14 protein-coding genes and 1 tRNA gene are annotated in these 16,911 nt (G+C 65.3%); 9 read left to right on the top strand and 6 right to left on the bottom strand.

Going from position 1 to position 16,911, the window contains the following annotated elements; genetic code table 11:
* Positions 1-4: 4 nt before the first annotated feature.
* The 3 genes from AB7245_RS39195 to AB7245_RS39185 all read left to right on the top strand — a co-directional run bounded on the left by AB7245_RS39195 (position 5) and on the right by AB7245_RS39185 (position 1,407).
* Positions 5-595: a DUF2846 domain-containing protein gene (locus AB7245_RS39195; protein ID WP_085400470.1), complete on the top strand. Its 591-nt coding sequence runs from the start codon at positions 5-7 to the stop codon at positions 593-595.
* Positions 596-736: 141 nt separating this feature from the next.
* A tRNA-Glu gene (locus tag AB7245_RS39190) sits at positions 737-811 on the top strand.
* A 62-nt stretch (positions 812-873) separates the two neighbouring features.
* Entirely contained in the window at positions 874-1,407 is a 534-nt protein-coding gene (locus tag AB7245_RS39185) for a 2'-5' RNA ligase family protein (RefSeq protein ID WP_085400472.1), read from the top strand.
* Positions 1,408-1,487: 80 nt separating this feature from the next.
* On the opposite strand, the gene AB7245_RS39180 is transcribed toward AB7245_RS39185, so the two are convergent.
* Complete coding sequence (locus AB7245_RS39180) at positions 1,488-2,483, bottom strand: tetratricopeptide repeat protein (RefSeq protein ID WP_161495799.1); 996 nt, start codon at positions 2,481-2,483, stop codon at positions 1,488-1,490.
* Between the two features lie 284 nt (positions 2,484-2,767).
* Between AB7245_RS39180 and AB7245_RS39175 the strand changes: the two genes are divergently transcribed.
* Both AB7245_RS39175 and AB7245_RS39170 read left to right on the top strand, forming a co-directional pair.
* The gene (locus AB7245_RS39175) at positions 2,768-4,258 is read left to right on the top strand and encodes an amidohydrolase family protein (RefSeq protein ID WP_439035573.1); all 1,491 of its coding nucleotides are present in this window, start codon (positions 2,768-2,770) and stop codon (positions 4,256-4,258) included.
* A gap of 4 nt (positions 4,259-4,262) precedes the next feature.
* Positions 4,263-5,192, top strand: a complete 930-nt coding sequence (locus AB7245_RS39170; RefSeq protein ID WP_085400477.1) for a CobW family GTP-binding protein — start codon at positions 4,263-4,265, stop codon at positions 5,190-5,192.
* Between the two features lie 34 nt (positions 5,193-5,226).
* On the opposite strand, the gene AB7245_RS39165 is transcribed toward AB7245_RS39170, so the two are convergent.
* Positions 5,227-5,604, bottom strand: a complete 378-nt coding sequence (locus AB7245_RS39165; protein ID WP_085400479.1) for a tautomerase family protein — start codon at positions 5,602-5,604, stop codon at positions 5,227-5,229.
* A gap of 171 nt (positions 5,605-5,775) precedes the next feature.
* On the opposite strand from AB7245_RS39165, the gene AB7245_RS39160 reads away from it, so the two are divergent.
* On the top strand, positions 5,776-6,375 hold the full coding sequence (locus AB7245_RS39160; protein WP_063985470.1) for a TetR/AcrR family transcriptional regulator: 600 nt from the start codon (positions 5,776-5,778) through the stop codon (positions 6,373-6,375).
* A 142-nt stretch (positions 6,376-6,517) separates the two neighbouring features.
* Here AB7245_RS39160 and AB7245_RS39155 read toward each other — a convergent pair whose 3' ends face one another.
* Together AB7245_RS39155 and AB7245_RS39150 are read right to left on the bottom strand one after the other, a co-directional pair.
* A complete protein-coding gene (locus AB7245_RS39155) occupies positions 6,518-6,991 on the bottom strand; it encodes a hypothetical protein (RefSeq protein WP_135215193.1) in 474 nt (157 codons plus the stop codon).
* A gap of 11 nt (positions 6,992-7,002) precedes the next feature.
* The gene (locus AB7245_RS39150) at positions 7,003-7,353 is read right to left on the bottom strand and encodes a hypothetical protein (RefSeq protein WP_439035572.1); all 351 of its coding nucleotides are present in this window, start codon (positions 7,351-7,353) and stop codon (positions 7,003-7,005) included.
* A 447-nt stretch (positions 7,354-7,800) separates the two neighbouring features.
* Here AB7245_RS39150 and AB7245_RS39145 point away from each other — a divergent pair, with 447 nt between their 5' ends.
* The 3 genes from AB7245_RS39145 to AB7245_RS39135 all read left to right on the top strand — a co-directional run bounded on the left by AB7245_RS39145 (position 7,801) and on the right by AB7245_RS39135 (position 14,932).
* Entirely contained in the window at positions 7,801-9,483 is a 1,683-nt protein-coding gene (locus tag AB7245_RS39145) for a methyl-accepting chemotaxis protein (protein WP_085400483.1), read from the top strand.
* A gap of 194 nt (positions 9,484-9,677) precedes the next feature.
* The gene (locus AB7245_RS39140) at positions 9,678-12,980 is read left to right on the top strand and encodes a carboxyl transferase domain-containing protein (protein ID WP_439035571.1); all 3,303 of its coding nucleotides are present in this window, start codon (positions 9,678-9,680) and stop codon (positions 12,978-12,980) included.
* Positions 12,981-13,075: 95 nt separating this feature from the next.
* Positions 13,076-14,932: a sigma-54-dependent Fis family transcriptional regulator gene (locus tag AB7245_RS39135; RefSeq protein ID WP_085400487.1), complete on the top strand. Its 1,857-nt coding sequence runs from the start codon at positions 13,076-13,078 to the stop codon at positions 14,930-14,932.
* 195 nt (positions 14,933-15,127) lie between these two features.
* On the opposite strand, the gene AB7245_RS39130 is transcribed toward AB7245_RS39135, so the two are convergent.
* Together AB7245_RS39130 and AB7245_RS39125 are read right to left on the bottom strand one after the other, a co-directional pair.
* The gene (locus tag AB7245_RS39130) at positions 15,128-15,682 is read right to left on the bottom strand and encodes a flavin reductase family protein (protein WP_094183977.1); all 555 of its coding nucleotides are present in this window, start codon (positions 15,680-15,682) and stop codon (positions 15,128-15,130) included.
* Positions 15,683-15,738: 56 nt separating this feature from the next.
* Positions 15,739-16,836, bottom strand: a complete 1,098-nt coding sequence (locus AB7245_RS39125) for an LLM class flavin-dependent oxidoreductase (RefSeq protein ID WP_063985464.1) — start codon at positions 16,834-16,836, stop codon at positions 15,739-15,741.
* Positions 16,837-16,911: the final 75 nt, after the last annotated feature.

The raw sequence follows: 16,911 nt of genomic DNA, 5'->3' as shown, positions 1-16,911 counted from the left end.
GGGAATGGGACGTATCAAGTCGCGCGTCGTCGCAATTGCACTCGTTGTCGGGTCGTACGGATGCGCTGGATTTGCGGCGCTCGCAGAGCCGGCCAAGCAGCCCACAGCGCCAGCCAGGCAGGCTGGACTTGCCGCGCCGGCCAAACAACCCGCGGCGCAGGCCAAGCCAACGGGCTCGCGGAACGCACGGCTCTATTTCTTGCGCGAGAAGGGCATTTTCGGCGCGATGGGCGGAATGGCGGCCTCGTCGGAAATCCTGATCGACGGCAAGTCCGTCGGTAAGGTCGACATGGGGACGTTCTTCTTCGTCGACCGGCCGCCGGGCGTCCACAAGATCGCTTCCCACATGAAGATGTCGATGACGGACTATGAGGTCGAGGTCCCCGTCGAGGCCGGCAAGACGTATTATTTCGGCGTCGGGACGCAGCGGACAGGCGCCATCGGCCAGGACCTGCTCAACCAGGCCGTCGCCGGCAGCAGCGGCCAGCAGATCCGCTCCTCATCGCCGTTCAAATCCGCCTTTGCGGGCGCGGGCCTGTTCCGCCTTGAGCCGGCCGCGGGCGCTGCGGCGATCGAGAAACTGAAGCAGCCGTGAGTGTTCCCGGCGGTTTCGTAGGGCGCGCGGCGGCCCGCCGCGCAATTAAGCCTAAGCCGCATTGACCGTGCATATCCGGGGTTCTCGCCCCCGATCGAGGCTTGCCGCCGACAAAATTCGCGGCTATGTCCTGTCCCTCACGCTCCCTTCGTCTAGCGGTTAGGACGCGGCCCTCTCAAGGCTGAAACAGGGGTTCGATTCCCCTAGGGAGCGCCATTGCCTTGAAGCTACCTTCCCTTGATCTCGATTTGATTGTTCCCCCCGCTGGGTGAGCGCTTGTGGCATTGGCGATCAACGTTCGAGCCGATAACAATTCAGCAAGTGAGATCGAGCGGCTGTGGGATCAGGTCGTAGCGTTCGAAGTCGAGCCCTCGATGCGCGCCCTTGGCTATCGGCCACATTTTACATTTGCGATCTACGACTCGCCTGCGATCGACGAAAAGATAGCATGGGCCGCCATGCTGGCGGCCGTTGCTGGCGAAGCGCAATTTCGCATCGAGTTCAAACGGATTCGTTGGTTCGCAGGCTCGCCTCTCGTTCTCTGGGCGGAGCCGAGCTCCAATGAGGCGCTAACCCGCATCCACAGCTCGGTCAGCGCCGCAATCGACCCGGCGCATTGCCGCCCTCATTACCGGCCCGGGGCATGGACGCCGCATTGTACGCTCGGCTTGCGCATCGCCGATGAGCGGCGTGATGACGCGATTGCTTTTGCGCGATCGTTTGATCGAAGCATGGAAGTGCTGTTCGACGTGGCAGATTGCGTTACCTTTCCGCCGGTTCAGGTAATCGCTGAGCAGCGATTGCCCCCGTAGTCGATGGCACGGCCACGGCGGGCAAGGTCGGTAGCTTCGACGCCAAGTCGCTAGCAAACATGTTGCAGGCGAAGGCGCGATCACTGCGCCTGCAATCGCTTCAGGTCGGCAATGGCGGCACGATACTCTCGAAACGAGGTCGGGCATCCGTCTCGCGCGGCTGCAAACTCGTTCCGGGCCGCCACTGTATCTTTGCTCTTGAGCTGAGCGATCCCAGCGTAATAGTGTGCCTCGCAAGTTTGATCTGAATTCCTGGCCGAAGCCAGGGCTGCGGCGGGCGTGATCCGGCCGACAAGCAATTCGCCGACGGTTCTCGGCCAATCCCTGAGCTGGCCCTTGTCGAGTGCAGCGGACAGCGCGATGCCGGCATCGGCAGATCGTCCCTGCATCCGCGCCACCGATCCCCAAATCACGCCGTAGCCATCGGGATCGGAAAACCGCGCCTCCCGGTCGTAGTCCGAAGCGGCATCCCTGAAATCGCCTCTCCGATAGTACGCATCTCCCCGGGCCGCGTAGTAGTCAGTCGCGACGCGATCGGCCTCCGGACGACTCACCTCCTGGTCTTTGGCAAAGGTGGTGTTCTTGTCGGGTCCAAGCCTGATGGCATCGGTGAAATCCCGGATCGCCTCGTCCAGCCTGTCCTCGGACATATAAATCTGCCCGCGAATGAACCGGCTTGCGGCACCTGAGGGATCAAGATTGATGGCCTCGGTGAGCGAAGCGATTGCGCGTGTGGTGTCGCCCTTTTTGGCCAAGGTCAGTCCCAGCTCGTGATGAGCGTAGTTGTTCTTCGGGTTGAGCCTGACCGCCTCGGTGAAGTCGGCTTCAGCCGCATCCATGTTGCCGAGTGCAAAATTTCCGAAGCCATGCTTGAGCAATGCCATGGATCTTGCACCGGGAGGTAGTCTGGCGTCCTGGGAGAGGCTGCTGCACGCTGCCATCATGCGCGGGACATCGGTGCTGTCCTGACAATCGTTCAGGTCTTGTGGGGTGGCCGCAAACGCGCTTGCCGCCGAGACGACGATGGAGATGATCAAAGCTGCCCTGCAGCTGATGCGCAGGCCCTGATTTGACATTGCAGACATTTCGCTCCCTTGCACGACACACTTGGCCGATGATCCCGACGCAGGCAACGCGACCTGCCGCGACGACAACCTTATAGAGATCTTTTCCATCATTCTACCGGAGGTTTGTTGGGCCGTTGCCCTTCGGGCAAGGCACGCCGCGAGGTCGCGAGCGCATGCAGCATCGGCATCAGTGCCGGTAGTCGTTCTCCCCAAAATCTGCACTATGCGCTCCGCGCCTCCGGAGCTTCTGCAGGGCTTTCGGAGGTTCTGGCAATAGCATGCGGAGTGACGACATGAGCGGTTTGGTGATCTCTGGCGGCCGGGTGGTGGATCCCGCGAGCGGAATGGACGCCATCGGTGATGTAGCGGTGATGGACCGCAAGATCGCCGGCGTCGGCACGGGCCTCGGCGGCGCCGAGCGGGTTATCGACGCGACGGGGCTCGTGGTCGCGCCGGGCTTCATCGACCTGCACGCGCATGGCCAGTCGATCCCGGCCGACCGCATGCAGGCGTTCGACGGCGTGACGACGACGCTTGATCTCGAGGCCGGCGTGCTGCCGGTCGCCTCCTGGTATGAGCGCCAGGCGCGGAAGGGACGCGTGCTGAACTACGGCGCCGCCACCAACTGGGCCTTTGCGCGCATCGGCGCGATGACCGGCTCGAATGCGGAGAGCTCGCTGGAAGCGTTCGGCAACGCCATGCGCGATCGCCGCTGGATGGACAACGTCGCCAGCGATGCGGAGGTCGCCGGCATCCTCGAGCGTCTTTCGCGCGGCCTGAACGAGGGCGGCATCGGCATCGGCATCCTGAACGCCTATGCGCCGGGCGCCGGCGTGCAGGAGCTGACCGCGGTCTGCCAGCTCGCGGCCAGGCAGGACGTGCCGACCTTCACCCACGTCGCCTACATGTCGCGCGTCGACCCCGAAAGCGCCGCGGAAGCCTATATCCGCCTGATCGGCTATGCCGGCGCCACCGGCGCGCACATGCACATCTGCCATTTCAACTCGTCGAGCAAGACGGATATCGAACGCTGCCGCGTGCTGGTCGAAAAGGCGCAGGCGCAGGGCTTGCCCATCACGGTCGAAGCCTATCCCTACGGTACCGGCTCGACCGTGCTGGCCGCGGCCTTCTTCAGTGATCCCCAGTTCGTCGAGCGCAACGGCACCGGTTACGATTCAGTGCAGCGCGTGACCGACGGTCACCGCTTCCGCGATCGCGAGGAGCTGCTGAAGGCGCAAGCCGAAGAGCCGTCCTCGCTGGTGCTCTGGCACATCCTCGATACCGACAACAATGCGCATCATCGCGATCTGCTCGATATGTCGGTGCTGTATCCCGGCGGCGCGATCGCGTCCGATGCGATGCCGTGGACGACGTCGGACGGCAAGACCTACACCGGCGATGCCTGGCCGCTGCCGGATGACGCCACCTCGCATCCGCGCTCGGCCGGCTGCTTCACGAAGTTCATCCGCGAATGGGTGCGCGAGCGCAAGGCCGTGTCGCTGCTCGAAGGCGTGCGCAAATGCGCGCTGATCCCCGCAGAGATCCTTTCGCAAAGCACGCCCGCGATGCGGGCCAAGGGCCGCCTTGCCAAGGACGCCGATGCCGACATCGTCGTGTTCGACTACGAGAAGCTCTCGGACCGCGCGACCTTCACGGCGATGAACCGCCCCTCGGACGGCGTGCGGCATCTGATCGTCAGCGGCCAGCCGCTGATCAGCGATGGCGTGCTGGACGTGGCGGCGCGGCCCGGCCGCCCCGTGCGTCGCCCCGTCGTCGAGGGCTGATCCCATGCCGGTCCCCATTCTCCTGGTGACGGGCTTTCTGGGGGCGGGCAAGACCACGGTCGTCAACCATCTGCTGGCGAACGCGGAGGGACGGCGTATCGCGGCAATCGTCAACGATTTCGGCGCGATCAACATCGACGCGGAGTTGATCGCGGGCGCGAGCGACGGCGTGGTCAGCCTCGCCAATGGCTGCATCTGCTGCTCGCTCGAAGGCGATCTCCTGCGCACGCTCTCGACGCTGCTTCGGCGCGATCCGAAGCCCGAATATATCGTCATCGAGACCAGCGGCGTCGCCGATCCCGCCGACATCGTCCGCAACCTGATGGACCCCGTGATCCTGCGCGAGGCGCCGCTGGAAACGGTGCTCTGCGTGATGGATGCGGCGACGCTACCTGCGGCCCTGGATGATGCGCTGATGCGGTCGCAGCTGCGCGCCGCCGATATCGTGGCGCTGAGCAAGCTCGATCTGGCGGACGAGAGCGCAGGCGCCCGCATGCGCGAAGCCATCCGCGCGCAGCGTGTCCCCGCCGTGGTGGTCGATGCCAGGCACGGCGAGATTCCGTCCGCGCTGTTGTTCCCCGCGGCTGTTGATCGCGCGCCCGCGCCGCGCGACCCTGGACCACGACGGCCGTCCGAGGAGCGCTTCGAGACGCTGAGCTGGACCTCGGATCAGCCGCTGTCGCTGCAGCGCCTGCAGCCGGCGATCGGCCGCCTGGCGCCAAAGCTTGCGCGCGCAAAAGGCCTGTTCGAGACCGTCGAGCAACCCGGGCGCCAGATGGTGTTTCAGTTCGCCGCCGGCCGCGCGACGCTCGCGACGGGCGGTGCACCGGCGGAAGGCGTGCCGCGATCGCGGATCGTCTTCATCACCGAGCTCGGTGTGCTCTCGAAGGCCGAGCTCGACGGGATCATGGCGGCGTGCGTTGCGGGTGGGTGAAGCAAGCGATCACGCCAGAAGCACGCCCCTCACTTCACGCGAATTGCGCGATGCCGTTTCCGACGGACCAGTTCTCCGCGGGGGCATCGAGCACGTTGACGAACACGTCCTCCGGCCGGATGCCCGGGTTTTCGCCGAGTAGGTCTGCGATCCGCCGGTACAGCACCATCTTCTGCTCCGCCGTGCGCGAAGCGAACACGGTGATCTGGATCAGCACGGCGTCGTCGCTGCGTTTGACGCCATAGGCATTGCCGCAGCGGAAATTCGAGGCGTCATGCTCGCTGATGGTCATGAACTCGTCGCCCTCGGGCACGTTCAGTGCCTCGCGCATGGCGCGGTACAAACCATCGAGGATCGCCTGCCGATAGGCTTCCGGTTTGCCGGCGCGCATCGAGATGTGAAGGAGAGGCATGGGCGGGTCCCTTTTGGCATGCGAGCCCGATCGGCCAGGGCGCACGCAAGCGCCGGCCGTTGGGCCCATTGACGGAACGGGCTATCAATCCCAATTAGTTTTTGACACGATGTCGAGAAAACACGTTATTGACATCGTGTCAAATATTTTTGCCGTACCGAGGAGCAGGATTTGAGGCCGCGCGAATTCGACCACGACGACGTCCTGCGTATCGCGTTCGACCAGTTCTGGCGCAAGGGCGTGCGCGGCACGTCGCTGTCGGACATCGCGCGCGATGCCGGTGTTCAGCGCGGCAGCCTCTACAATGCCTTCGGCAGCAAGGAGGCGCTGTTCCTCCAGGCCTATGAGCGTTATGCGGGCGATTATCTCCTCGCCCTGCAAAAGGCGCTCGGCGCGGGCTCACTGCGAAAACGCCTTACCGCGTTCTTCGACCTGACCATCACCAACTTCCGCTCGGGCTCGCCGCCGCGGGGATGTCCGACCACGCGCGGATTGATGGAGCTCGGCGCGGCCGAAGGGGAGGGCTTGGATGAAGACGCGCGTCAGGCCTTTGCGGGCCTCATCTCGCGCATCACCATGCTGGTTCAAGAGACGTTGGCGGCAGGCGCAGAGCGCGGCGAGTTCAATGGCAATCCCGCGGCCGCAGCGCTGCATATCATCACGGTGACGCGCGGCCTTGGCGTGCTCGAACGTGCCTTCGGCGACGAGCCGCAGCTGCGCAAGATCGCGGCTCACACCATCGATCTCGTGCTTGGCAAGAAGGGCGGTTAGGCCAGGCCGCAAAACGACGACCCCAGCGGTGGTGATCCCTGGGGCCGTCTGGAGGTTTTATGGAGGGCATCGAACACTGCGTCTCCATGGCGATGTTGATAGCGCAAGGTCGCTTGAGATGCGACTAGAACCCATCAAAGCGTCAGCACAAGGCAAGCGCGTTGACGGCCCGCGTCGTCGCGATCTCGTTCTCGTTCCCGACGTACTGGCAAACGATGGATTCGAGTTCGCCCGGCTGGTTGCGGCGTGCGACCGCCAGCAGTCGCATCAATTCCGCCTCGTCCTGCGACAGGCGCCGGCACGAGGGCGGCATGAAGCACAGTTCGCACGGCCGGCCGCTGCGCAGGATCCTGACGAGCGCAGCAGCGCGCGCCACCAGCAGCGGACTGTCGGCGATGCCCGGCGCCTCGTCGGCGAAGCGATAGGCCGCTTCCCAGCAATCGGAGGCGCCGGTCGTATAGGCCGCTCCGATGAATCGGAACAGCGACAGCGCAACGCGGGAAAATTCATCGTAGCTCTCGACGCAGGGACGCGCCGCAAGCGCGGCCTGGAGCGGACAGAGCCGCGGCTGGCCGGCTGTTTCGACTGGCGCAGAACCGCACGTATCGTGGAGCATGAACGATCCCGTCAGTGCAGCGTGGGACTTCCGACCAGCCAGCTCTTCATTGCCATCGTCCGGTCATGGTCGAAAGACGGAACGTGTCGGTCGGGCAGGATGAGGCCGGCCATGCGGAAGATCGTTGCAAGCCCCCGCACGGGCGCGAGAGCCCAATCGGCACCGACCGGCGGCAACCAGCTCTCGAACTGCTCGCGCGCGACGTCGATGCGTTCCTGTTGTGCCGCGGCGATCGCCCGCAAGATTCCGTGCTCGCTGTCCGACATCTTCGGACAGGTCGGACAATGAACTTCGATGGCCGTATGCGCCGTGCACGCGAAGATCTCGATGATGGATTCTAGCGACGGCACGGCGTCGCCCACGCGAAAGTGGTCGTACACTTGCTGGATATCGGCCGCAGTCGGAACGGCGCTTCCGCTGCGTGCCTTGGCCCGAAATCCCCAGATGAAAAGCCGCTCCGCCGCGCACAGCGCAGGAAGGTCGAGGGACTTGCCATATGTCGATTGATGCATTGAGCCTCTGGCCTTCTGTGCAGCTCACGCCACAGCTGGCGCTGATGATCTGCGCCGATCGTTCCGCCAGAGCCGACCGCAAGTCAACGCTCGCAGCGGCGATATCGAGGTCTTCTAGATCTAAAGAGCCGGGATCCCGGATGCAGCCAAGCCTCGCCAGCCTGCCAAGTCGCACGCCGCGCGCCGGCTGCCTCCAACGCAATTTCGTGGGGATTTGGGGAACCCGAATGCTTAAAGCTTCGCTAAGGGGTGCGGGATAAACTGGCATATCAGCCCTTCCAATTCTTGCGAGCTCCGATGTTTTTCTCCCGCATCAGTTTCAAGCTAGTCCTGATTGTCGGCATCAGCCTCCTCGGCATGATCGCTCTGGCGCCGATCGCGCTCTCGACCCTGCGTGCGCAGATGATTGCCGACCGCCAGGCCAAGACGCAGCACATGGTCGATGTCGGCTACGGCATCCTGGCGCACTATCAGAAGCTCGAGAGCGAGGGGAAGTTGCCGCGCGAGCAGGCGCAGGCCGCCGCGATCACAACGATCAAGAGCCTGCGTTATGACAAGGTCGAGTATTTCTGGATCAACGACATGGCCCCCAAGATGGTCATGCACCCGATCAAGCCCGAGCTCGACGGCAAGGATCTCTCCGGCATGAAGGACCCCGCCGGCAACGCGCTGTTCATGGGCTTCGTTGACGTCGTCAACAAGCAGGGCGCCGGCTTCTACAGCTATCTCTGGCCGAAGCCGGGCTTCGAGCAGCCGGTCGGAAAAATCTCCTATGTGAAGGGCTTTGCGCCCTGGGGATGGATCATCGGCACCGGCATTTATCTCGACGACGTCGACGCCGTTTTCCGCCAGAACGCGACGACATTCGCCTACATTTGTCTGGCCGTCCTGGTCCTGGTGCTGGCCTGCTCCTTCGTGATCGGCCGCAGCGTGACCCGGCCGCTCGCGAAAATCACCGCGCTGACCGAGCGACTCGCCGCCGGCGACAGCGCGTTCGAGGTGCCCTACACCGGCCGCAGCGACGAGGTCGGCGGGCTCGCCAAGGCGCTTGCCGTGTTCAAGGACAATGCGTCGGCGGTGAGCCGCATGCATACCGAGCAGCAGGAGACGAAGCAGAGGGCCGACGACGAGAAACGCAAGACGATGGGCGATCTCGCCGGCAAGTTCGAGGCGAGCGTTCAGGCCGTCGTCCGCGACGTCTTCACCGAGGCGCGCGCGATGCAGCAGGCCGCGCAAGGCATGTCGGAGACCGCGAACAAGGCGACCGACCGCGCAAGCTTCGTCGCGACCGCCTGCCAGCAGGCGTCGAGCAATGTGCAGACGGTGGCGTCCGCCGCCGGGCAGCTGTCGTCCTCGATCACCGAGATCAGCCAGCGTGTCGCGCAGGCTGCAAGCGTGGCCGACAAGGCGGCCGCGGACGGTCAGCGCACCAACGACACCGTGCAGGGGCTGGCCGCCGCCGCGCACAAGATCGGCGAGGTCATCGACCTCATCAACCAGATCGCCTCGCAGACCAACCTGCTCGCGCTCAACGCCACCATCGAAGCGGCGCGCGCCGGCGAGGCCGGCAGGGGATTTGCCGTGGTCGCGAGCGAGGTGAAATCGCTGGCGAGCCAGACCGCGAAGGCGACCGACGAGATCGGCGCGCAGATCACCGCGATCCAGGCCGAGACCAACCAGGTCGTCGGCAACATCGAGAGCATCCGCAAGACCATCATGGAGGTCAACGAGATCTCCTCGTCGATCGCCGCCGCGGTCGAGGAGCAGGGCGCCGCGACGCAGGCGATCGCCCACAGTGTGCAGGAGGCGGCGTCCGGCACCGACCAGGTCTCGCAGAACATCTCCGGTGTCACCGACGCCACGGCGGAAACGGGCCAGGCCGCGGGCCTCGTGCTGCAATCGAGCGGCCGGCTGTCGCAGAAGCTGCAATCACTGGAGAACGAGGTCAGCACCTTCGTTGCGGGCGTGCGGGCCGCCTGACATCGCGCTCATACTATCTGCCGTGGCGCGGATTATGCGCCTCGTCGCCGCGCGCGCCGGCAACTGATATTCCGGCCCGCGGGACCGGCTATTGCGACGGGCGTTCTCGCCCTTGACGAGCGCGGTTAAAGTGAAGAAGCAGGATCATCGAACCTGCCGACCCGCGCCTCGGCCCGCGGGCATGGAGACGCCGCATGTCGTTCAAGAAACTCCTGATCGCCAACCGTGGCGAGATCGCCATCCGCATCGCGCGCGCGGCGGCCGATGCCGGCATCGCGACGGTCGCGATCCATCCGGCCGATGACGCGCTGTCGCTGCACGCGCGTGTTGCCGACGGGGCGGTCGAAATCCCCGGCCGCGGCGCACGGGCCTATCTCGATATCGAAGCGGCGGTGAAGGCGGCGAAGAGCGCCGGCTGCGACGCGGTGCATCCCGGTTATGGCTTCCTCAGCGAGAATGCCGCGTTCGCCAAGGCCTGCGCGGATGCGGGCATCGCCTTCGTCGGGCCGAAGCCGGCCGCGCTTGAACTGTTCGGCGACAAGGTCGCGGCGCGGCAACTGGCGAAGCGTTGCGGCGTGCCGATCATCGCCGGCACCAGCGGGCCCTCGTCGCTGGAGGAGATCACGGCATTCTTCGAATCCCTCGGCAAGGGCGCGGCGATCGTGATCAAGGCGATGGCCGGTGGCGGCGGCCGCGGCATGCGCGTCGTGGAGAATGCCGCCGATCTCGCGGAAGCCTATGCGCGCTGCCAATCCGAGGCCAAGGCGGCGTTCGGGTTCGACGGCGTCTATGCCGAGCGCCTGATCCGCCAGGCCCGCCACATCGAGGTGCAGATCATCGGCGATCGCCACGGCGCGATCTCCCATCTCTGGGAGCGCGAATGCACCATCCAGCGCAGGCACCAGAAGCTGATCGAGGTGGCGCCGAGCCCGTCGCTCAGTGACGCCTTGCGCGGCCGCATCATCGAAGCTGCGAAGCAGCTCGCGACCGCTGCGTCTTACGACAATCTCGGCACCTTCGAGTTCCTGGTCGACGGCACGGCCGAGGACAGCTTTGCCTTCATCGAGGCCAATCCGCGGCTTCAGGTCGAGCATACCGTGACGGAGGAAGTGCTCGGCCTCGACCTCGTCCGCGCCCAGCTCGCGGTCGCCGCCGGCGCAACATTGGCATCCCTTGATCTGGCACAGGGCGCCATCCCAAAGCCGCGTGGCTATGCCATGCAGCTCCGCGTCAACATGGAGACGCTGGACGAGCTGGGGGCGACGCATCCGACCGGCGGCGTGCTCGCCGTGTTCGAGCCGCCGTCGGGGCCCGGCGTCCGCGTCGATAGTTTTGGTTATGCCGGCTATAAAACCAGCGCGGCGTTCGACTCCCTGCTGGCCAAGGTCATCGTGCACACGCCGGGCGAAGCCTGGCACGACGTCGTGGCAAAAGCCTCGCGCGCCTTGCGCGAGTTCAGGATCGACGGCATCGTGACCAACATCGCCTTCCTCCAAGCCGTGCTCGCACATCCCGATTTCAGGACTAACCGCATCGCGACCGATTTCATCGATCGCAACATCGCAAAGCTGGTCGAGGCGGCCGATGGCGCGGCAAAGCCGCTCTATTTTGCCGCGACCGAGCGAAGCGGCCATGGCGCGGAGACGCACGTCGCGCAGATCGTGCCCGAAGGCGCGGTGATGGTCGCTGCGCCCTTGCAGGGAACCATCGTCATCATCCAGGTGAAGGAAGGCGAGATCGTGCGCCCGGGCCAGCAGCTCGCCGTGATCGAATCCATGAAGATGGAGCATCTGGTCATGGCCGAGCAGGGCGGCCGCGTCATGAAGCTCGTCGCCGGCGATGGCGTGACCCTGATGCATGGCGAACCAATCATGTATCTGGAGCCGCTCGACGTCGCGGCCGATGCGTCGGCAGCGGAGGCCGATGTCGATCTCGACCACATCCGCCCTGATCTCGCCGAGATGATCGCGCGCCAGGCCAATACGCTCGATGCGAACCGGCCGGCCTCGGTCGAGCGCCGCCGCAACACCAACCAGCGCACAGCGCGCGAGAACGTCGCGCAGCTCGTCGACGACGGCTCGTTCATGGAATATGGCAGCCTTGCGATCGCAGCGCAGCGACGCCGCCGCAAGCTCGACGATCTCATCAAGAGCACACCGGCCGACGGCCTCGTGATGGGTGTTGCGACGGTGAATGCCGAGAAGTTCGGCGCCGAGGGCGGCCGCTGCATCGTCGTGGCCTACGACTACACCGTGCTCGCGGGCACGCAGGGCCACATGAACCACAAGAAGATCGACCGCATGCTGACGCTGGCGGAAGACTGGCGTGTGCCCTTGGTGTTTTACGCCGAAGGCGGCGGCGGCCGGCCCGGCGACACCGACCGACTCGGCATGACCGGCCTCGACGGCCCGTCCTTCGTGCAGTTCGCACGGCTCTCCGGCCTCGTGCCGGTTATCGGCGTGGTCTCCGGCTACTGCTTTGCCGGCAACGCCGCGATGCTCGGCTGCTGCGATGTCATCATCGCTACCAGGAACGCCTCGATCGGCATGGGCGGTCCGGCGATGATCGAAGGCGGCGGTCTCGGCGTCTATCATCCGGCCGAGGTCGGCCCTGTTACGTTCCAGTCGCCGAATGGCGTCATCGACATCCTGGTCGAGGACGAGGAGGAGGCGACGCGGGTGGCTCAAAAATACCTGTCCTACTTCCAGGGTGCGGTGACGGAGTGGCAAGCGGCCGACCAGCGCCTGCTTCGCCGCGCCATCCCGGAGAACCGCCTGCGGGTCTACGATATCCGCAGCGTCATCGATCTCGTCGCGGACAAGGATTCCGTGCTGGAGTTGCGCCGCGACTACGGCGTTGGCATGATCACCGCGCTGATCCGCATCGAGGGCAAGCCGTTCGGACTGATCGCCAACAATCCGCGCCATCTCGGCGGCGCGATCGATGCCGACGCCGGCGACAAGGCCGCGCGCTTCCTCCAGCTCTGCGACGCCTTCGATCTGCCGATCGTCTCGCTCTGCGATACGCCCGGCTTCATGGTCGGTCCGGAGGCCGAGAAGACCGCGATCGTGCGCCACGTCTCGCGCATGTTCGTCACCGGCGCGAGCCTTACCGTACCGCTGTTCGGCATCGTGCTGCGCAAGGGCTATGGTCTCGGCGCGCAGTCGATGATCGGCGGCGGCTTCCACGCCTCCTTCTTCACCGCGGCCTGGCCGACCGGCGAATTCGGCGGCATGGGCCTGGAGGGGTATGTCCGCCTCGGCTTCCGCAAGGAGATGGAGGCGATCGCCGACCCCGAGGAGCGCGAGACCTATTATCGGAACAAGGTCGCCGAGCTCTATGCCAACGGCAAGGCGGTCTCGATCGCCTCGGTGTTCGAGATCGACAACGTCATCGACCCCGCCGAGACGCGGCGCTGGATCATGGCGGGCGTGCGCTCGGTGCCGAGGCCGCCCGCGAGGACGAAGAAGAAGCGACCCTGCATCGATACGTGGTGAGCGCAGTGCAGCAATAGCTGCGTCCCGGTTCCCGATTGACATCCCCGCCTGTGCTGCCAGACTTTGCACAATAATGCAGGGTGGAGACGTCCGCGATGGCCAGCCTTTCGGCCTCGAACCATGTCGCCCGTGTCTTGTCCGTCGCCAATCACGTGGCCGACGTCGATGCCTCTTCGCGCATCGCCAATTCCTGGCGGCGCTGCCTGGTGAGCCACAAGCTCGACCCCGCCCGCCAGGGCCCGCCGCAGACGCTCACCGAAGCCGAGATTCGCCACGTCGCCGGGCCCATGGAGGAGACGATCAGGCTCGTGACCCCCGAGCTCGACGATCTCGCCCGCGTGCTGCGCGACGCCGGCTACTGCGTCAATCTCGCTGACGTGAACGCGACCATGCTGTTCAGCCGCCTGCCGGCCGAAGCCGACGCAAAGATGTTTCTGGACTGGAAGATCTACACCGGCTCGAATTTCGCCGAGACCTTCGAGGGCACCAACGGGCTCGGCACTGCGCTTGCCGAAGAGAAGCCCATCCTGGTGCATCGCGACGAGCATTTTCGCGCGCAGTGGCACATGTTCTCCTGCGCCGTGGCGCCACTGTTCGATCAGGCCGGCCGGCTCGCCGGTGCCGTGAACATCACCTCGTGCCGCGAGGATCTCGAACGCGCCGGGCATCAGCTCGCGCTCGCGGTGACGATGGAGGCGACGCGGCGGATGGAGGGCGCGATCTTCCGCGGCCATTTCCACAACGCCTGGATCGCCACCGTGCCGGGCGACGGCGGCAGCGGCCTGCTTGCCTATGACGACGATCGCCGCATCGTCGGCGCCTGCCGTTCGGCGCGCGCGCTGCTGGGCCTCACAGACGGCTTGATCGCATCGGGCATCGATCTGTCGCGCTATATCAAGTTCGATCATCACGCGGCGCGTGGTGCGGACGAGGTCGTCGAACTGCGCCGCGCCGACGGCAGCGCGCTCGGGCAGGGACATGTCGCGCCGCCGCTGCGGGCGAGGCCGTCCACTCAGCGTCGTGACGTTCCCGTCGATCGTTTCAATTCGCTGCATCGGCTCGCAGGTCGCGATCCCGGCCTGATCAAAAGCGTCAAACGGCTGAGAAGCATCGGCGACCACAATCTGCCGGTGCTGCTGCATGGCGAGACCGGCGTCGGCAAGGATGTGTTCGCGCGCGCCATTCACGCGGCGAGCAACCGCGCCCGCAACCATTATGTCGCGCTGAACTGTGCGGCGATGCCGGAGAGCCTGATCGACGCCGAGCTGTTCGGCTATGAGGCCGGCGCCTTCACCGGCGCGCGCCGCGACGGCTCGAAGGGTCTGATCGTGCAGGCCGACGGCGGCACGCTGTTTCTCGACGAGATCGGCGACATGCCGATCGCGCTGCAGACGCGCCTCTTGCGCGTGCTCGAAAACCGCGAGGTCTGGCCGCTCGGCGCGCTCAAGCCGGTGCCGGTCGACATCCGCCTGATCAGCGCGACCCATCGCGACCTCGGCCGCATGGCGGAGGAGGGCGCCTTCCGCGCCGATCTCTACTTCCGGCTGCGCGGCATGGACGTGCGACTGCCGGCGTTGCGCGAGCGCGCCGACAGAGACGATATCATCCGCCAGATCGCGCGCGAGGAGGCGCCGGATTGCCGCCTGTCGGACGAGGCCTGGGCGTTGCTCTCGGCCTATCCCTATCCCGGCAACATGCGCCAGCTGCGCCACGTGCTGCGGCTTGCCGGCTGCACCGCGGAGGACGGCGTCATCATGGATGCCGATCTCGATCTGCCTCCGTTCGGTGGGTGGACGGCAGAGCCCGATCTCGCAACGGCCGAGCGCGCGACGATCGTCGAGGCGCTACGCAAGCATGGCGGCCGCGTGACGGAAGCTGCCCGCGCGCTGAAGCTGAGCCGCGCCACCCTGTACCGCAAGATCAAGCAGTTGAAGATCGAGACGGCGCAGTAGCGTTCAGTCGCATGCGGCGTTCTTTCTTCCTCTCTCCCCTTGTGGGAGAGGGTGGATCGCCGCGTAGCGGCGAGACGGGTGAGGGGTCTGCCTCCGCGATTACTCCCTTTCGAGTTTGCGGAGACATACCCCTCATCCGGCGCTTCGCGCCACCTTCTCCCACAAGGGGAGAAGGGAAAACAGCAAGCGAGAAGCTTACGAAAAATCGCTCCAGCTCAGATGCCGCGAATCGAGGTCGCCGACTGAAACGGTGCCGCGGATTTCGTGAGGGACGTGGAAGCTGCTGCGCAGATACACCAGCGGCGCGGCCTCGTCGGAATGCGTGACGCCACGCACCTCGCCGACGAAGATCGAATGCGTCTTGGTCTCGAATTCCTGCGCCAGCACGCAGTCGAATGCGGCGACCGCATCCGTCAGCACCGGTGCGCCGGTCACCCCGCGCGTCCATTGCCCGAACGCAAATCGGTCGTCGCCGTTGACGCCCTTCTGGCCGCTGAAGGTGAGCGCGAGCACGGCGTGGTCCTCGTGCAAGAAGTTGATCGCGAAGGCGCCTTCCTCGCGGATTCGCGCATGTGCGCTGGCGTTACGGTTGACGCAGACGATCAGGGACGGCGGATTGTCCGATAGCGAGCAGGCTGATGTCACAGTCAGCCCGGTGCGCTTGCCGTGCTCGGCGCCAACCGTGACCAGCGCAACCGCGCCGGCGCATTGGCGCATTGCCAGTTTGAAATCCTTTGCGTCGACGCTCACGCCGAAATCTCCGAAACGGGGCGGGTGCGACACGATTGCGCCGCACCCGCCGCGCGTCAAGCGGCCTTCTTCGCGGAGCCGAGATGCTTCAGGCGCGGCATCACCTCTTTGCTGAGCAGCGAGAGCGAATGGCGCCAGGCCTCCGGCTTGTGCTTGTAGTCGAAGCCGAACACCAATAGCACGCCGAAGCCGCCGACCTCGTCGTAGATCTTCTCGATCTTCTCGGCGACGGTTGCGGGTGAGCCGACGATCCAGTTCCGCTTGGCGCAATATTCGACGGTGACGTCGCTGTCGGGCACGTCGGGCGCGTGCTTCAGATAGTCCTTGAAGCCGAAATGGCCGAGCAGGGGCAGGAAGTACTCGCCCATCATCCGGCCCATCATGTCACCGGTCGAGAGCTTCCACGCCTCTTCGTCGGTGTCGGCGACGAACACCTCGCGTACGAGGCGCCAGTCCGCCCGGTTCGGCTTGCGTCCGGTCTTGGCGGCGCCGATCTCGACCGAGTCCCAATGGCTGCCGACATAGGCAGGGTTGAGGTTGAGGCTCATTGGAATGAAGCCGCGCTCGCCGGCGAGCTTCAGCGTGTCCGAGTTCTTAGAGAGCCCGGCAACGCCGATCGGCGGATGCGGGGCCTGGAGCGGCTTGATGTGGGGCTTGAGGAAGTCGAACATCGTGTCCGGCTTGGTCACCGTCCAGAACTTGCCCTTGTAGGTGAAGGGCGCGGGATCGGACCACAGCTTCAGGATGATCTCCAGCGCCTCGCGGGTCATGTCGCGGTTCTGTCCGCTCATGCCGTCGACGTTGAACATCGCCCAGTCGCTCGGCAGGCCGCTAGCGGCGACGCCGAAATTGAGTCGACCCTCGGAGAGATGGTCGAGCATTGCGACGCGGTTGGCGAGCTCGGCCGGATGGTGATAGGGCAGCAGGAAGCCGCCCGGCCCGATGCGGATATTCTTGGTCTGCATCAGCGCCTGCGCGATCAGGAGGTCCGGCGTGGGATTGGGTTCCCAGGGCGCGGTGTGGTGCTCGCCGACCCAGGCCTCCTGATAGCCGAGCTCATCGAGCCAGCGCATGACTTGCAGGTCCCAGTCGTTTCCTTCCTTCAAGCCGCACTCCGGCGGGTGCGAAGGCATCGTGAAATAGCCGATCTCCATGGGTTTCCTCATCTGATGTTGACGCGTCTTGTTGCGCGTTCCCGGACTTGAACAGGACAGCTTTAGCAAGCGGTG

Origin of the sequence: Bradyrhizobium sp. 604_D8_N2_3, from assembly GCF_051810765.1 — a bacterium.
In the GTDB taxonomy this organism is placed as follows: Bacteria; Pseudomonadota; Alphaproteobacteria; order Rhizobiales; family Xanthobacteraceae; genus Bradyrhizobium; species Bradyrhizobium barranii.
This window is presented reverse-complemented; position numbering and strand designations above follow the sequence as displayed.